The organism is Mycolicibacterium bacteremicum, from assembly GCF_002086115.1.
In the GTDB taxonomy this organism is placed as follows: Bacteria; Actinomycetota; Actinomycetes; order Mycobacteriales; family Mycobacteriaceae; genus Mycobacterium; species Mycobacterium bacteremicum.
The window spans coordinates 101,341-116,903 of the sequence record NZ_MVHJ01000011.1 but is presented as its reverse complement, the minus strand read 5'-3'; the positions used below and the strand labels follow the sequence as shown (position 1 = coordinate 116,903).

At 66.5% G+C, this 15,563-nt stretch carries 17 protein-coding genes; 6 read left to right on the top strand and 11 right to left on the bottom strand.

Annotated elements, in window-relative coordinates; translation table 11 throughout:
* Window positions 1–30 precede the first annotated feature (30 nt).
* The 8 genes from BST17_RS15245 to BST17_RS15210 form a co-directional block, all read right to left on the bottom strand.
* Complete coding sequence (locus BST17_RS15245; protein ID WP_083059474.1) at window positions 31–462, bottom strand: nuclear transport factor 2 family protein; 432 nt, start codon at window positions 460–462, stop codon at window positions 31–33.
* 2 nt (window positions 463–464) lie between these two features.
* Complete coding sequence (locus BST17_RS15240) at window positions 465–1,595, bottom strand: NDMA-dependent alcohol dehydrogenase (protein WP_083059472.1); 1,131 nt, start codon at window positions 1,593–1,595, stop codon at window positions 465–467.
* Window positions 1,596–1,690: 95 nt separating this feature from the next.
* Window positions 1,691–2,230: a nuclear transport factor 2-like protein gene (locus tag BST17_RS15235; protein ID WP_083059470.1), complete on the bottom strand. Its 540-nt coding sequence runs from the start codon at window positions 2,228–2,230 to the stop codon at window positions 1,691–1,693.
* 15 nt (window positions 2,231–2,245) lie between these two features.
* On the bottom strand, window positions 2,246–2,452 hold the full coding sequence (locus tag BST17_RS15230; RefSeq protein WP_083059468.1) for a ferredoxin: 207 nt from the start codon (window positions 2,450–2,452) through the stop codon (window positions 2,246–2,248).
* A gap of 1 nt (window position 2,453) precedes the next feature.
* On the bottom strand, window positions 2,454–3,812 hold the full coding sequence (locus BST17_RS15225; RefSeq protein ID WP_083059466.1) for a lanosterol 14-alpha demethylase: 1,359 nt from the start codon (window positions 3,810–3,812) through the stop codon (window positions 2,454–2,456).
* On the bottom strand, window positions 3,809–4,675 hold the full coding sequence (locus tag BST17_RS15220; RefSeq protein ID WP_083059464.1) for an SDR family oxidoreductase: 867 nt from the start codon (window positions 4,673–4,675) through the stop codon (window positions 3,809–3,811). Before BST17_RS15220 ends, BST17_RS15225 begins: the two co-directional genes overlap by 4 nt.
* 11 nt (window positions 4,676–4,686) lie before the next feature.
* Window positions 4,687–5,889, bottom strand: a complete 1,203-nt coding sequence (locus BST17_RS15215; protein WP_083059462.1) for a cytochrome P450 — start codon at window positions 5,887–5,889, stop codon at window positions 4,687–4,689.
* 19 nt (window positions 5,890–5,908) lie between these two features.
* Window positions 5,909–6,526, bottom strand: coding sequence for a TetR family transcriptional regulator (locus BST17_RS15210; RefSeq protein WP_083059460.1), 618 nt, complete (start codon window positions 6,524–6,526; stop codon window positions 5,909–5,911).
* A gap of 182 nt (window positions 6,527–6,708) precedes the next feature.
* On the opposite strand from BST17_RS15210, the gene BST17_RS15205 reads away from it, so the two are divergent.
* The 5 genes from BST17_RS15205 to BST17_RS15185 are packed head-to-tail and all read left to right on the top strand — an operon-like array spanning window position 6,709 to window position 11,451.
* Window positions 6,709–8,178, top strand: a complete 1,470-nt coding sequence (locus tag BST17_RS15205) for an aldehyde dehydrogenase (protein WP_083059459.1) — start codon at window positions 6,709–6,711, stop codon at window positions 8,176–8,178.
* A 10-nt stretch (window positions 8,179–8,188) separates the two neighbouring features.
* Complete coding sequence (locus BST17_RS15200; protein ID WP_083059457.1) at window positions 8,189–8,950, top strand: SDR family oxidoreductase; 762 nt, start codon at window positions 8,189–8,191, stop codon at window positions 8,948–8,950.
* Window positions 8,947–9,789: an NAD(P)-dependent oxidoreductase gene (locus BST17_RS15195; protein ID WP_083059454.1), complete on the top strand. Its 843-nt coding sequence runs from the start codon at window positions 8,947–8,949 to the stop codon at window positions 9,787–9,789. The genes BST17_RS15200 and BST17_RS15195 overlap by 4 nt, the downstream gene beginning before the upstream one ends.
* Before the next feature lie 2 nt (window positions 9,790–9,791).
* On the top strand, window positions 9,792–10,235 hold the full coding sequence (locus BST17_RS15190; RefSeq protein WP_083059452.1) for a carboxymuconolactone decarboxylase family protein: 444 nt from the start codon (window positions 9,792–9,794) through the stop codon (window positions 10,233–10,235).
* On the top strand, window positions 10,225–11,451 hold the full coding sequence (locus BST17_RS15185; RefSeq protein ID WP_083059450.1) for a hypothetical protein: 1,227 nt from the start codon (window positions 10,225–10,227) through the stop codon (window positions 11,449–11,451). The genes BST17_RS15190 and BST17_RS15185 overlap by 11 nt, the downstream gene beginning before the upstream one ends.
* Window positions 11,452–11,511: 60 nt before the next feature.
* Here the strand turns inward: BST17_RS15185 and BST17_RS15180 are convergent, their stop codons facing one another.
* Window positions 11,512–12,105 (bottom strand): TetR/AcrR family transcriptional regulator, encoded by a 594-nt coding sequence (locus BST17_RS15180; protein WP_083059448.1) that lies wholly within the window; start codon window positions 12,103–12,105, stop codon window positions 11,512–11,514.
* 16 nt (window positions 12,106–12,121) lie between these two features.
* Entirely contained in the window at window positions 12,122–13,354 is a 1,233-nt protein-coding gene (locus BST17_RS15175; protein WP_083059446.1) for a cytochrome P450, read from the bottom strand.
* 119 nt (window positions 13,355–13,473) lie between these two features.
* Between BST17_RS15175 and purD the strand changes: the two genes are divergently transcribed.
* Complete coding sequence (purD, locus tag BST17_RS15170) at window positions 13,474–14,742, top strand: phosphoribosylamine--glycine ligase (protein WP_083059445.1); 1,269 nt, start codon at window positions 13,474–13,476, stop codon at window positions 14,740–14,742.
* Here purD and BST17_RS15165 read toward each other — a convergent pair.
* Window positions 14,732–15,547 (bottom strand): alpha/beta hydrolase, encoded by an 816-nt coding sequence (locus BST17_RS15165; protein WP_083059599.1) that lies wholly within the window; start codon window positions 15,545–15,547, stop codon window positions 14,732–14,734. The two genes, purD and BST17_RS15165, sit on opposite strands and share 11 nt — an antisense overlap.
* Between the last annotated feature and the right edge of the window lie 16 nt (window positions 15,548–15,563).

The following is a 15,563-nucleotide window of genomic DNA, read 5'->3' as shown; positions in this document are numbered from 1 at the left end:
CAGCTCTCTGCCAGCGGCCGCCCCGGAGTCCTAGCGATCGGAAGCCTCGGTGAACGTCATCGCGTCCATGTTCCAGTAGCCCCGCAGATTGGTGATCAGCCCGTCCTCACCGACCTTGTAGGTGAACACACCGCGCACGCTGGCGACGAACCCGTTGGGGAACGTGGTCTCCAACACCAGGATGTAGGCGATCTCGTGCGGGCTGCTCGACGGGAAGGTCGCCTCGCAGGTGACGCGCAGCTGGTTGGGCCCGATGTTGGTGTCGTAGAACGCGGCAAGGGCCTCCTTGCCGCGCACGCCGGTGCCATCGGGATTGGTGACGGCCTGGCCGATGGGGTCCTCGACGAGGATGTCCTCGGACATCAGCGCCAGCCAGCCGGCCCGGTCGCCGGCCTGCACGCAACGCCAGGAGTTACGTGAGGCGGCGACGACCGGCGACAGGGCCTCTGCGGTATCGGTCATGATCAGCGGTCGGCGTCGGTGTAACGGATCACGCCGCGGATGTTGCGGCCCTCCAGCATGTCCTTGTAGCCGTCGTTGATCTGTTCCAGCTTGTACTGCCGGGTGACCATGTCGTCGAGGTTGAGCCGGCCCGCCTTGTACATCGACAGCAGCTGCGGGATGTCGTGGTGCGGGTTGCCGCCGCCGAAGATGGTGCCCTGCAGGTTCTTCTGCAGCAGCGTCAGCATCGACAGGTTCAGCGTCACATCCGACTTGGCCATGTTGGCCACCGCGGTCACCACGCAGGTGCCGCCCTTGGCGGTGATGTTGAGGTAGTTGTCGATATCCGCGCCGTCCAGCTCACCGGTGGTGATGATGGTCTTGGCGGCCATCCGGCCCTGGGTGACCTCCGCGACCCCACCCATGGCGGTGAAGATGTCCGGGTAGGCGTGGGTGGCGCCGAACTTGAGCGCCTGATCACGCTTCCACTCCACCGGATCGACGGCGAAGATGTTGCGCGCACCGGCGTTCAGCGCACCCTGCAGGGCGCCCATGCCGACACCGCCGATACCGGCGATCACCACGTCGTCACCGGGGCGGACCTCGGCGCTGCGCACCGCGGAGCCGTAGCCGGTGGTGACACCACAGCCGACCAGGCAGGCCACCTCGAACGGGATGGACGGATCGATCTTCACCACCGAGCTCTTGTGCACCACCATGTACGGGCTGAAGGTGCCCAGCAGCGTCATCGGGATGACGGGCACACCGTCGGCGGTGTGGATGCGGTTGGTGTTGTCCGAGACCGCGGTGCCCTGCAGCAGCATGGCGCCCAGGTCGCACAGGTTGCGCAGGCCCGCCTGACAGGACGGACACACGCCACAGGACGGGATGAAGGACAGCACGACGTGGTCACCGGGCTCCAGGCCCTCCACGCCGGGGCCGACCTCGGTGACGACGCCGGCGCCCTCGTGCCCACCGAGCACCGGGAAGCCGGCCATCGGGATGTCCCCGGTCACCAGGTGGTGATCGGAGTGGCACATGCCCGAGGCTTCCATCTGGATCTTGACCTCGTCCTTGACGGGGTCGCCGATCTCGATCTCCTCGATCGACCACGGCTGGTTGAACTCGTAGATGAGAGCGCCTTTTGTCTTCATGCGCGTGTGCCTTCCACTAGAACCGGTGCCCACAGACTAGAGGCATTAGTTACGTGCGTCACACCCACCCCCAAGCAACTGCTTGGCCGGGCGGGTCACCAGATCGGGACGGGTGCCTCACCCAGCGGGTAGTAGCCGGGCAGCTTCTCCCCGGCGAGGGAACGCTCGATGCGCTTCTGCATGGTGGGGGTCAGGTCACCGGATTCGATGAGCTTCAGGAAGGCCTTCTGGACGTGTCCGAAGTCGAAGAAATCCCGCTGCCACTCGATCAGCAGATCGTCATTCAGGCGGAACCAGCTGCCGCCGATACCGTAGATCTCGTCCTTGGTGCCGTCGCTCTTGTTCGCGATCTGCTTCCAGAAGCCGACGATCTCGTTCTGCTTCTCGTCGATGAGGGTCTTCTGGTACTCGTACACCCAGTTCTCCAGACCCTCCATCTCCAATCCGAGTGCGACGTCCCGGATCTCGGCCTTGTTGACGCACATGACGTCTTCCTTCGGGCCGATGTTCCAGCCGTAGGTGGCGTCCTCGGTGTAGAACTCCGCCAACGGTTTCCAGTCACCGGCCGCCTCGGCATCGGCGTTGGCCTTCAACCAGCGCTGGACCCAGTCTTCGAGTGCTTCGCGTGACGCCATGTCAGTCAGTACCTTTCAGTCGTTCTCAACTATTGAGAGTGCTCGGGTGGGGCACATGTCTACGGCCAGCTCCACGGCATCGCGGATCTCATCGGGTGGCTCGGAATCGAGGATCTCGACGACACCGCGCTTGGGCACCTTGAACACATCCGGCGCCTCCAGTTCGCACATGGCATGGCCCTGGCACAGGTCCTCGTCCAGTTCGATGCGGTAGCAGCCCATCTCAGTGCTTTACTCGTCGGCGGTAGCGGACCTTCGCCGGCTGCGCCAGCTGCACCACCATCTTCGAGTGGTCGTTCTGGTAGGTCTCGGCGGGCTGTGACATCTCGAACTCGTATTCGCGCAGCAGGACCGAGAAGATGGCCTTTATCTGCATCTGTGCGAACGCGGCACCCACACAACGGTGTTTGCCCGCGCCGAAGGGAATCCAGGTCCACCGGTTGATGAGATCTTCCTGGCGGGGTTTCTGGTAGCGGTCGGGATCGAAGGTGTCCGGGTCCGGGAAGTCCTCGGGAATCCGGTTGGAGATGGCCGGCGAGGCAGCCACCATCTGTCCCTTGTGGATCGGGTATCCGGCGACCTCGAACTCGTCCTGCGCGACCCGCATCAGGATGATCAGTGGCGGATGCAGGCGCAGCGTCTCCTTCAGCGAGTTGTCCAGCTTCGGGATCTGGCGCAGCGCATGGAAACTCACCTCCTGGCCATCGGCGTAGAGCTCGTCGAGTTCGGCCTGCACCTGGGCGTACACCTGCGGATTGCGCAGCAGTTCGATCAGCGTCCACGACGAGGTGCCCGAGCTGGTGTGGTGCCCGGCGAACATCAGCGAGATGAACATGCCGGTGACCTCGTTGGCGGTGAACCGGGGGTTGCCCTGGTCATCCTTGATCGAGACCAGCACGTCGAGCAGGTCGCGGTCCTCCTTGCCCTTGGGCGGGTCGGCGATCCGGCCGTCCATGATTTCCTGCACCAGGGCAACAAGTTTGACCCGCGACTCGTCGCGGATACGGAAGCTCTCGATGTCGAGGTAGGGATCGACATAGCAGAGCGGATCGGTGCCGCGCTCGAGTTGGTGGTAGTAGTGCGCGAAGCGACTGTCGAGCTGCTCGCGGAACTTCAGACCGATCAGGCACGCCGTCGAGGTGTAGATGGTCAACTCGGAGAAGAAGTCGAGCAACTCGATCTCCCCCTCGTCGCCCCAGTCGGCGATGATCTTCTTGACCTCGTTCTCGATGGTGGCCGCGTGGCCCTTCATCTGCTCGCCGCGCAGCGCGGTGTTGTGCAGCATCTCCGCGCGCCGCTCGGGGTCGGCGTCGAACACCACTCCCTCGCCGAAGATCGGCGTCATGAACGGGTAGGCCTCGGCCTGGTTCAGCTCGTTGTCACTGGACCGGAAGAAGAACTCGTTGGCCTCCGCGCCGGACAGCATGACGACCTGCTTGTCGACGAGCTGGAACCACCCCACGTCGCCGCACTCCGAGCGGACGCGCTGCATCAGACCGATCGGATCGGTGCGGAACTCTTCGAGATGGCCGTGCTCTTCCTCGCCACCTGAAACGCGTTCTACTTCCTTGAGCGTGGTCATTTGCTGCCTTCCCGAGTCGCTTCGCTCCTACCCTCCGAATGGCTCGGCATCCCTTCCTCGCCCAGTGCGAGCTTCTGGCGGTCCTTGGTGTCGGCCAGCGGCGCCTCGGGCTGGAGCTCCATGTTGGCGATGAAGCCGCCGCGCGGTGTCTCCGCGACGAACGTGATGGCCCGCGCCAGGTCGTCGGCACGCAGGAAGTAGTCGTGGCGGGCCTGGCCCCACTTGGCCCAGTCCTCCAGGGCCGGGCCGATCAGCTCGGCGGGCAGGCTCCAGCCCATGGAGGTCTTCGTCGGTCCCGGATGCACGATCGAGGCGCGCACCCCGGTGCCCTCGAGTTCCATCTGGTAGTTGTTCACCATCGCCACCAGGGCTGCCTTGGCTGCGCCGTACGCACCCATGTGCGGACGTTGGCGCAGCGAGACGTCGGAGCCGACGAAGATCAGGTCCCCGCGCTGGCGTTGGATCATGCCGGGCAGCACCGCGGTGGCGACCCGGTTCGCGCCGATCAGGTGGATCTGCACCTGGGATTCGAACTGCTCGGTGCTGATCGAGTCGAGCTTGCCGAAATAGGTGTCACCGGCCCCGGCCACCAGCACCTCGATATCGCCGAGTTCGCCGGTGGTCTGTTCGACGGCGGCCTTCACCGAGTCCGGGTCGGTGACGTCGAGGTGCACGGCGATGGCCTCGCCACCGTCGGCGCGGATCTTGCCGACGATCTCGTCGAGCTTCTCCACCCGGCGGGCGCCGAGCGCGACGGGGAACCCGTTGCGGGCCAGCCGGATCGCGGTGGCCTCGCCGATCCCGGAGGAGGCGCCGGCTACCAGCGCCGGCCGGCGGTCGGGTAGGGGTGAAAAACGTGGCATGCAAGTGCCTTTCAGCGATGCTTGACGGTGATCGGGAGGTGAGCGAATCCGCGGACGCTGCTGGAATGGACGCGGACGGCATTGTCCTCGTCGACCTCGTATCCGCGGATTCGCTTGAACAACTCGGTCAGCGCCACCCGGGCCTCCATGCGCGCCAGGTGGGCGCCGAGGCAGAAGTGGGCGCCGCTGCCGAAACTCACTGTCTTCGATCCGATTTCGCGGTCGATACGGTATTCGTCGGGATTCTCGAACACCCGCTCGTCACGGTTGGCCGAACCGATCAGCAGCACCAGCACATCACCGGCCGGCACGGTGGTGTCGTAGAACGTGAGATCGTCGACGACCGCGCGGGCCAGGATCTGGCTGGACGCGTCATAGCGCAGCGTCTCCTCCACCCACGGGGTGACCAGGTCGAAGTTGTCGAATACCGGCGCCAACTGGCTCGGGTTCTTGTGGCCCCAGTACGCGGCATTGGCCAGCAGTTTGGTGGTCGTCTCGTTGCCGGCGACGACCATCAGGAACAGGAAGGCCATGATCTCGTCGTCGGTGAGCCGGTCACCGTCGATCTCGGCCTCGACCAGCGCCGAGGTCAGGTCGTCGGTGGGACGCTTGCGGCGTTGTTTGACCATGTCGGCGTAGTACATCAGCAGTTCGCCGGAGGCCGCGATGGCCGAATCCGGTACATCGGCCACACCGTCCTCGCGGTGCATCACCGCGTCGGCCTGGGCGCGGATGCGGACCCGGTCCTCTTGCGGAACACCCATCAGCTCGGAGATGACGTCCATCGGTAGCTTGCCGGCGAATTCGTCCACATAGTCGAAATAGTCGGCCTGCAGCGCGGTATCGAGATGCTGGTGGGCGATCTCGGTGACCCGGCCCTCCAGTTCGCGGATACGACGCGGGGTGAACCCCTTCGACACCAGGGTGCGCAGCCGCAGGTGCCCGGGATCGTCGAGGGCCAGGAAGGACATGACCCGGTGGGCCTCGTCGTTGCGCGAGATGGGGTCCAGCGACACGCCGTGCTTGTTGGACAGCGTGACGCTGTTGCGGAATCCGGCGACGACATCCTGATGGCGTGACAGCGCCCAGAATTCGAGGTCCGCGTTGTGGTAGATCGGGGCCTCGTCGCGCAACCGCTTGTAGTACGGGTACGGATCCTCGTGGAAGTCGTAGCTGTAGGGGTCGAGTATCAGATCGACGGTGGGAGAGCTCATGTGGACTCCTTGCCCAGTCTCATGTCTGTTGGTCCTCTCCGAGGATGAGCCCGACGACATAGGTGAGTCGGTCGGCGATCTGGTGGTAGGTGAAGGCGCCGCTGCCGGCGTTGACAAGCGCACCGAAGAACGTCATCTCCAGGGCTGAGACGACTCGCGGGTCGGCGTCGGGGCCGACCGCCGAACGGATGCGCTTGTGGATCTCGGTGCCGATGCGGTCACGTACGGTCCGGACCGCCGGATCGCTGCTGCCGCTGAGCAGCGCGGTGGTGCAGGCCGCGGCCAGGTCGGGTTCGTCGGCCACGACCATGGTCAACGCGCGCACGGCCTTGTCGACACGGGTGGTCATGGAGTCATTGACATCGGTGAAGTAGGGCACCTGCTTGACCAGGTCGAGATACACCTCGGCGATCAGGTGATTCTTGGACGAGAAATAGGTGTAGGCGGTGGCCGGGGCGACCTTGGCGCGGGCGGCGACGGCGCGGACCGTCAGGTCGGCATAGGAGGTCTCGCGCAACATCTCCATGCCTGCGGTCATGACCTTGCGGAAGGTCTCCTCCTGGCGGCGGTTGCGCGTCGTCTCCGCAGTCCCGCCGCCCGAGCCGCCTGTGACAGTCGCCACCGAATCGCTGGACACATGTCCAAGTTATCCGACGACACCGCCCGCAGGCAAGCGTGGTGACCGAATACGCACCACAACAGCGTGTATCCGATATCCAGCCACGCGGAGGTGCACGCCCTTGCCACCGTCGTGATGGTGCGGCTATGGTTCGGAAGAAATCTAGTCGGACACTTGTCCAGGAACTCACGAGGAGTGGGATGTCGATTCTGGCGGATCGCGAAAGCCGATTGCTCATCGACGGCAAGCTCGTCACCGGCAGCGGGGGGACCTTCGAGACGGTCAACCCGGCCACCGAGGAGGTGCTCGGTGTCGCCGCCGATGCCGACGAGGCCGATATGGGTGCGGCGATCGGTGCGGCGCGGGCCGCGTTCGACGACACCGACTGGTCGACCAACACCGAACTGCGGGTGCGCTGCCTGCGCCAGCTCCGCGAAGCTCTGCAGGCCAACATCGAGGACCTTCGTGAGCTGACGATCTCCGAGGTGGGCGCTCCGCGGATGCTGACCTCAGGTGCCCAACTCGAAGGTCCGGTCGACGATCTGGCGTTCTCGGCCGATACCGCGGAGAGCTATCAGTGGCGCACCGATCTCGGATACGCCACCCCGCAGGGCATCCCGACCAATCGGGTCGTTGCCCGTGAGGCGGTCGGCGTGGTCGGGGCCATCACCCCGTGGAACTTCCCGCACCAGATCAATCTGGCCAAGGTCGGTCCGGCGCTGGCCGCCGGCAACACCCTGATTCTCAAGCCTGCGCCCGACACCCCCTGGGCGGCCGCCGTCCTGGGTGAGATCGTGACCGAGCACACCGACTTCCCGCCCGGCGTCTTCAACATCGTCACCTCGAACGACCACGGTGTCGGCGCGCTGCTGTCCAAGGACCCGCGGGTCGACATGGTGTCGTTCACCGGGTCGACCAACACCGGCCGCGCCGTGATGACCGACGCCGCCGTGACCATCAAGAAGGTGTTCCTGGAACTCGGCGGCAAGTCGGCGTTCGTGGTGCTCGACGACGCCGACCTGGGCGGCGCCTGCGCCATGGCCGCATTCACCGTGGCGATGCACGCGGGCCAGGGCTGCGCGATCACCACCCGCCTGGTCGTGCCGCGCGCGAAGTATGACGAGGCGGTCGAGGCCGCCGCGGCGACGCTGGGCGGCATCAAGCCCGGTGACCCGAACAGCAAGCGCACCGTCTGCGGTCCGGTCATCTCGGCCCGCCAGCGTGACCGCATCCAGGCATATCTTGACTCAGCGATCGCCGAGGGGGGCCGGTTCGCCTGTGGTGGCGGCCGTCCGGCCGATCTGGACACCGGCTTCTTCATCGAGCCGACCGTCATTGCCGGACTGGATAATTCGGCCAAGGTGTCGCGCGAGGAGATCTTCGGCCCGGTGCTGACGGTGATCGCCCATGACGGTGACGACGACGCGGTGCGCATCGCCAACGACTCGCCCTATGGGCTGTCGGGCACCGTGTTCTCCGGTGACGACGCCCGCGCCCAGGCGGTGGCCGCACGACTGCGGGTCGGCACCGTCAACGTCAACGGCGGCATCTGGTACTCGGCGGATGCGCCCTTCGGCGGCTACAAGCAATCCGGTGTCGGCCGCGAGATGGGTGTGGCCGGCTTCGAGGAGTACCTGGAGACCAAACTCATCGCCACGCTAGCGAGCTAAGGAGAACACCATGGCGCAGTATGCGGAATTCAAGGACAAGGTCGGCATCGTCACCGGCGCCGGCGGCGGTATCGGCCAGGCCTATGCCGAGGCGCTGGCCCGCGAGGGTGCGGCCGTCGTGGTCGCCGACATCAATCTCGAAGGCGCCCAGAAGGTCGCCGACGCCATCAAGGGCGAGGGCGGCAACGCGCTGGCCGTCCGGGTGGACGTCTCCGACCCGGAGTCCGCGCGCGAGATGGCAGCCCAGACGCTCTCGGAGTTCGGCGGGATCGACTACCTGGTCAACAATGCCGCCATCTTCGGTGGCATGAAACTGGACTTTCTGGTCACCGTCGATCCCGAGTACTACAAGAAGTTCATGAGCGTGAATCTCGACGGTGCGCTGTGGTGTACCCGCGCGGTGTACAAGAAGATGGCCAAGCGCGGCGGCGGCGCCATCGTCAACCAGTCCTCCACGGCCGCATGGCTGTACGCGAACTTCTACGGTCTGGCCAAGGTCGGCGTCAACGGCCTGACCCAGCAGCTCTCCCGCGAACTCGGCGGGCAGAACATCCGGATCAACGCGATCGCCCCGGGCCCGATCGACACCGAGGCCAATCGCACCACCACGCCGCAGGAGATGGTCGCCGACATCGTCAAGGGGATTCCGCTGTCACGCATGGGACAGCCGGAGGATCTGGTCGGCATGTGCCTGTTCCTGCTCAGCGATCAGGCCAAGTGGATCACCGGGCAGATCTTCAACGTCGACGGCGGACAGATCATCCGCTCATGAAGATCGGGTATATCGGGCTGGGCAACCAGGGTGCGCCGATGGCCAAGCGGCTCGCCGACTGGCCGGACGGGCTGATCGTCTTCGACGTGCGCACCGAGGCGATGACGCCGTTGGTGGAGCTGGGTGCCGAAGTGGCCGACAGCGTCGCCGACGTCGCCAAGGCCGATGTCATCAGCGTGACGGTGCTCAACGACGCGCAGGTGCGCGAGGTGGTGGGACAGCTCGGTGAGCATGCCGCGCCCGGCACCGTCATCGCCATCCACTCCACCATCGACCCGGATACTGCGCCTGAACTGGCCGAGCAGCTGGCGCCCAAAGGTATTCACATCGTGGATGCCCCGGTCAGTGGGGGAGCGAGCGCCGCAGACAAGGGCGAACTGGCCGTCATGGTCGGCGCCTCGGAAGAGGCCTACGCATCGGTCAAACCGGTGTTCAAGAAGTGGGCGTCGCTGGTGGTGCGGGCCGGTGAACCGGGTGCGGGCACCCGGATGAAGCTGGCGCGCAACATGTTGACCTTCATCGGGTTTGCCGCCTCCTGCGAGGCGATGGCATTGGCCGAGGCGGCCGGCATCGACCTGCAGAAGCTGGGCCGGGTGGTGCGCCACAGCGACGCCCAGAGCGGCGGGCCCGGAGCGATCATCCTGCGCGATGACACCACGCCGCTGGACCCCGACCACTGGCTGTTCGACATGTTCACCCACACCCGCGGCCTCGGCGAGAAGGATCTGACGCTGGCCCTGGGATTGGGTGAGGCTGTGGGAGTGGATCTTCCGTTGGCGCAGGTGGCGTTGCGCGGCCTGGCCGATGGTCTCGGAGTACCGCACACGAAGGAGCAGTGAGGATGACCGACCGTCGCACGCACGGCCTGCAGAAGATGAACGAGGTCTACGGCTGGGAGATGCCCGACATCCAGGGCGACCCGTATTTCGATCTCACCGTCGAGCACCTGTTCGGCACCATCTGGACCCGGCCCGGCCTGTCGATGCGCGACAAGCGACTGCTGACCCTGGCGGCGGTGACCGCGGTGGGCAACTCTGACCTCGCCGAGATCCAGATCAACGCGGCCCTGCACAACGGGGAGCTGACCGCCGAGGAGCTCAAGGAGGTGGCGGTGTTCATCACGCATTACCTCGGGTTCCCGCTGGGCTCCAAGCTCGACGGCGCGGTGAGCAAGGTGGTCCGGCAGCGCAAGAAGGCCGCCGAGAAGGGGGCCGGAGAGGACAAGCGGGCCAACGTCGATGCCGCGGTGAAGATGCACTCCGGGAAGTCCCTCGATGATGAGTAGATACGCCGCGCTGTCGCGCGAGGAGCTGGCGACCCTGGTTCCCGAGCTGCTGCTGATCGGCCAGTTGATCGACCGGTCCGGAATGGCCTGGTGTATCAGCAATTTCGGTCGTGAGGAAATGCTGCAGATCGCCATCGAGGAGTGGGCGGCCGCCAGCCCGCTCTACACCCGGCGGATGCAGAAGGCGCTGAAGTACGAGGGCGTCGACATCTTCACGCTGTTCAAGGGTTTGCAGCTGGATATCGGGGCGCCACCGCAGTTCATGGATTTCCGCTACATCGTGCACGACCGCTGGCACGGTGAGTTCTACCTCGACCACTGCGGGGCGTTGCTCGACGTCGAGCCGATGGGCCCGGATTACGTCAAGGGCATGTGCCACGACATCGAGGACCCCACCTTCGACGCCACCGCACTGGCCACCAACCGCAAGGCGCAGGTCCGGCCGATCCACCGGCCGCCGCGCACCCCGGCCGATCAGCACCCGCACTGCCGGTGGACGGTCATCATCGACGAGTCCTATCCCGAGGTGCCCTTCATCCCCGAGATGGACCTCGTCGCGGCCACCCACGCGCACGCGGTTGAGCTGGACCCGATCGACCCGGATGACGAAGGCCAGGCCGATTACTCGGGCGAGCTGCTCGCCGACGTCGACTTCGCCGCATTCTCGCATTCGGCGCTGGTGCGGATAGCCGATGAGGTGTGCATCCAGATGCACCTGCTGGTCAAGTCGTTTCAGATCGCCGTGGAGAAGCGGGCCGGCGGCGATACCGAGCTGGCCCGGTCGATCCGCACCAAACAGCTCATCGGCATCGCAGGGGTGGCTGCCGAGCGCATCCATAAGGCCCTGAAGTTGCCGGCCGACGCCGGCGCCGCGTTGCGGGTGCTGGAACTGCATCCGTTGCTCAACCCCGCCGCCTACGTATCGGCCGATGTCGACCCGGGCTTCGTACACGTACGCCGCTCGGCGGCGTATGAGGACGGGTCCTGGATCGCGCTGGTGTCACCCGTCGGCGATGCGCCATTGCAGGCCATCGTCCAGGCCGTCGACCCGCACCTGCGGGCCGAGGTGTCGGGCACCGAATCGGATTGGACCGTGCGGGTCGTCGAGACCGACACGGCCGCCAAGAAACTGCCCGAGGTCGAGGTGTGCGAGTTCAGCGGTGGCGCGTCGTGGGTGTTCGAGGAGCGCAAGTCGCTGCCGCTCACCGTCGTCTAGCACGATTCGTGGAGCCGCACCCGTAATGAGTACGGCTGAGACTCCACACGTCGCAATGGATCAGGGCCGCAGCGCCGGAGCCACCCACCGCCGTAAGTAGGCGCGTAACTGTGCACCCGTGCGCGGCGGCCGGCCGGGGTCGATCACGAACGACTGGATGATGCGCAACAGGTGTTCGGCCAGTTCATCGAGATCATCATCGCCGAAACCCGCCGCCTCCCAGTCGACGTCGAAACGGCGCACCACCGACTGCGCGAACTGCAGGCCGATATCCGAGGTCACCGACTCCGTCAGCGACGGGGTGCGATCCGGGGCCAGCAGCAGCCCGATGTGTTTGTCCTTGGGCAGCCACTCCAGTGCGGTCGCGATGGCCTCGGTCGCGGCGTCCGCCGGATCGGTGATCCCGTCGATGTGCGCGGCCAGCCGTTCCAGGAAGGCGGTGGCGGCCACCACGCCCGCCTGCATCAGCAGCGCATCGGTGCTGGGGAAATAGCGGTACACGGTCTGGCGGGTGACCCCGAGCGTGCGGGCGACGTCGGCGATGGAGAAGTCGGCCCCGCGCTCGTCGATCGCCTTGCCCGCGGCAGCCAGGATGCGGGCGACGGCCTCTTCGTCACTGGCCGGCGCCGCACCCGACCACCCGTGGGTTCGCACGCCGGAATTGTAGCGATCAGCTGTAGGAAACCTGCAGTTCCTTGACACCGTTGATCCAGCCGGACCGAAGCCGCTGCGGCTCAGCCAGTTTGGAGATGTCGGGAATCTGATCGGCGATCTCGTTGAACATCAGCTTGATCTCCATCCGCGCCAGGTTGGCCCCGATGCAGAAATGCGCGCCGTTGCCGCCGAAGGCCAGATGGGGGTTCGGGTTGCGCAGGATATCGAAGCGGAATGGATCGGTGAAGACCTCTTCGTCGTAATTGGCCGAGCTGTAGAACAGCCCCACCCGCTGCCCCTGCCGGATCGCGACACCCCCGACCTCGGTGTCGACCAGGGCGGTGCGCTGGAAGCAGTGCACCGGGCTGGCCCACCGGATGATCTCCTCGACCGCGGTGTCCGGCCGGTCGCGCTTGAAAAGCTCCCACTGATCCGGGTTTTCGAGGAAGGCGTTCATGCCGTGCGTCATTGCATTGCGGGTGGTCTCGTTGCCTGCCACGGCCAACAGGATCACGAAGAAGGCGAATTCCACCTCGGAGATCGATTCGCCGTCGATATCGGCCTGCACCAGCCGGGTGACGATGTCATCGGCCGGGCATGCGCGGCGCTGCTCGGCCATGGTGTACGCGTAGCCCATCAACTCGGCGTTGGCCGTCGTGGGATCGCTGTCGAAGTCCGGGTCGTCGGTGTTCATGATGCAGTTGGACCAGTGGAAGATCTTCTCGCGGTCCTGCTCGGGCACGCCGATCAGGTCGGCTATGGCTTGCAGCGGCAGCGGCATCGCCACGTCGTCGACGAAGTTTCCTGATCCGCGCTCGGCGGCCCTGGCGACGATGTCCCGGGCGGCCACGGCCAGCTTCGCCTCCAGGGCGGCCACCGACCGCGGCGTGAACAGTCGCGAGACCAACTTGCGCAGCCGGGTGTGCTCGGGTGCGTCGTGATTGATCAACAGCGCCTTGGTCAGGTCCAGCTGATCGGCGGTGATGCCGTCGGGCAGCCGCATGACCGCGCCCTTGGCGTTGGTGGACCACACGTCGCCGGTATTACGCGAGATCGCCTTCACGTCCTCGTGCCGGCTGATCACCCAGTAGCCGCCGTCGTCGAAGATCGACTCACGCTGCTCGTTCCACCAGATCGGCGCCGTCTTGCGCAGGTGGGCGAACTCGGTGACCGGGATGCCCGCCAGCAGCACCTCGGGATCAGTGAAGTCGTAGCCCGCCCCGAACGGACAGGCATTCGTCGTCGTCATCGACAGCCCCTTTTGATGTGACCTATTGCACTCGTTCCGTCGACCATACACCCAATCGCAACGTGTATGGCCGTGGACCCGGACACGATCCGCCCTGCGGCCGGATAGTCTTGGCACTCGTGCGCGTCCTCGTCATCGGATCCGGAGCCCGTGAACACGCCCTGCTGCTGGCCCTGCGCCGCGACCCGCAGGTCGACTGGCTGGGGGTGGCCCCCGGTAACGCCGGCACCGCGGCCATCGCCGAGCAACATGACCTCGACATCACCTCCGGTGCCGCAGTTGTCGCGCTCGCGCAGAAGGTCGAGGCCGACCTGGTGGTGGTGGGGCCTGAGGTGCCACTGGTCCTCGGCGTCGCCGACGCCTTGCGGGCCGCGGGCATCGCCTGTTTCGGCCCGTCCAAGGACGCCGCGCGCATCGAGGGATCCAAGGCCTTCGCCAAGGACGTGATGGCCGCCGCGGGGGTGCGCACCGCAGGCAGCGAGATCGTCGACAACCCCGGCCACCTCGACGCCGCGCTCGACCGGTTCGGCCCGCCGGCCGGCCAGGCGGCCTGGGTGGTCAAGGACGACGGTTTGGCCGCCGGCAAGGGAGTGGTCGTCACCACCGACCGCGCCGCCGCCCGTGCGCACGCCGCGGCACTGCTGGATTCCGGCCATCCGGTGCTGCTCGAATCCTTCCTCGACGGCCCCGAGGTCTCGCTGTTCTGTGTCGTCGACGGTGAGACTGTTGTCGCCCTGCTGCCCGCCCAGGACTTCAAACGGGTGGGCGACAACGACACCGGACCCAACACTGGTGGCATGGGCGCCTACACCCCGCTGCCCTGGCTGCCCGCCGAAACCGTCACCCAGATCGTCGATGAGATCGTCAAACCCGTTGCCGCCGAACTGGTCTCGCGGGGCAGTTCATTCTCCGGCCTGCTGTATGCCGGTCTGGCCATCACCTCGGCCGGCCCCTCGGTGGTGGAGTTCAACTGCCGCTTCGGCGATCCGGAGACCCAGGCCGTGCTGGCCCTGCTGGAGTCACCGCTGGGCGGACTGCTCAACGCGGCCGCGACCGGCACCCTGGCCTCCTTCGAGGAGTTGCGCTGGAAGGACGGCGCCGCCGTGACCGTGGTGATCGCGGCCGAGAACTACCCGGGCCGGCCCCGCACCGGCGACGTCATCCTCGGCGCCGAGGCCGACGGGGTGTTGCACGCCGGCACGGCTCGGCGCGAGGACGGTGCGGTGGTCTCGACCGGTGGCCGGGTGCTGTCGGTGGTCGGCACCGGCACCGACCTGGACTCCGCCCGTGCCGCGGTCTATGCCCGGATCGGGGCTATCAAGTTGCCCGGCAGTCACTTTCGCAGGGACATCGGACTGGCCGCGGCCGAGGGCCGAATCAACCTCTGACCAGTAGCGGTGCCAGCCAGGTGATCTCGGCGGGCAACTGGGAACTCCAGAACGCGCCGTCGTGGCCGCCGGGAGAGAACCCGCCCGCCGGCGGAGTCGGCAACTGGTCGATGAACTCGCGTGTCGCCGCGGCGAACGGGTCGCTGTTGCCGCAATCGATGCGCACCGGGATCGACCCCAGGGCGGGCAAGCCCCACACACTGTTGGCGGCGTAATCCGCCGCGTCGTCGAAGGCGCCCGGTGCGGCCGCCCCGGCCGACGTCCACAGCGCCGGGCTGACCGCGCAGATGGCCGCGGTACGCGCAACGCCCAGTCGCGCGCCCAGCAGCAATGCGCCGTACCCGCCCATCGACCAACCGATGAACCCCACCCGCGAGGTGTCCAACCCCCGCCCGGCCAGCATCGGCAGCAGTTCGTCGAGCACCATCGCACCCGCATCGTCCCCGGAGGCCCGCCGGTGCCAATAGCCGCCACCACCGTCGACAGCCACCACCGCGAACGGCGGCAGACCCGCCGCCACGGCCTCGGCAAGACCCTGTTCGACACCGCCCGCCATCACCGTCGCGGCGTCACTACCCTTGCCGTGCAACGCGATCACGGGCCGCAGCGGGCCGGTCTGCCCGGGCGGGCGGGCGATCGCCCAACTGGTCTGAATTCCACCGCGCGCGGCCGAGGCGAATGAACCGGTCTCATAGGTGGGTGCCGGGTCGGCGCGCGCGATCGCGGGAGCCAGCGCGGCGCCGGCGGCCAGACCAAGACCCATCCGTAATACGGCGCGGCGATTCGGGGCAGCCATGCGCGCCATCCTGCCACCGCAGTTG

Coding starts and splice junctions, on each gene's coding strand:
- BST17_RS15245 (WP_083059474.1), bottom strand. CDS start 462: ATGACCGATACCGCAGAGGCCCTGTCGCCGGTCGTCGCCGCCTCACGT.
- BST17_RS15240 (WP_083059472.1), bottom strand. CDS start 1,595: ATGAAGACAAAAGGCGCTCTCATCTACGAGTTCAACCAGCCGTGGTCG.
- BST17_RS15235 (WP_083059470.1), bottom strand. CDS start 2,230: ATGGCGTCACGCGAAGCACTCGAAGACTGGGTCCAGCGCTGGTTGAAG.
- BST17_RS15230 (WP_083059468.1), bottom strand. CDS start 2,452: ATGGGCTGCTACCGCATCGAACTGGACGAGGACCTGTGCCAGGGCCAT.
- BST17_RS15225 (WP_083059466.1), bottom strand. CDS start 3,812: ATGACCACGCTCAAGGAAGTAGAACGCGTTTCAGGTGGCGAGGAAGAG.
- BST17_RS15220 (WP_083059464.1), bottom strand. CDS start 4,675: ATGCCACGTTTTTCACCCCTACCCGACCGCCGGCCGGCGCTGGTAGCC.
- BST17_RS15215 (WP_083059462.1), bottom strand. CDS start 5,889: ATGAGCTCTCCCACCGTCGATCTGATACTCGACCCCTACAGCTACGAC.
- BST17_RS15205 (WP_083059459.1), top strand. CDS start 6,709: ATGTCGATTCTGGCGGATCGCGAAAGCCGATTGCTCATCGACGGCAAG.
- BST17_RS15200 (WP_083059457.1), top strand. CDS start 8,189: ATGGCGCAGTATGCGGAATTCAAGGACAAGGTCGGCATCGTCACCGGC.
- BST17_RS15195 (WP_083059454.1), top strand. CDS start 8,947: ATGAAGATCGGGTATATCGGGCTGGGCAACCAGGGTGCGCCGATGGCC.
- BST17_RS15190 (WP_083059452.1), top strand. CDS start 9,792: ATGACCGACCGTCGCACGCACGGCCTGCAGAAGATGAACGAGGTCTAC.
- BST17_RS15185 (WP_083059450.1), top strand. CDS start 10,225: ATGATGAGTAGATACGCCGCGCTGTCGCGCGAGGAGCTGGCGACCCTG.
- BST17_RS15175 (WP_083059446.1), bottom strand. CDS start 13,354: ATGACGACGACGAATGCCTGTCCGTTCGGGGCGGGCTACGACTTCACT.
- BST17_RS15165 (WP_083059599.1), bottom strand. CDS start 15,547: ATGGCGCGCATGGCTGCCCCGAATCGCCGCGCCGTATTACGGATGGGT.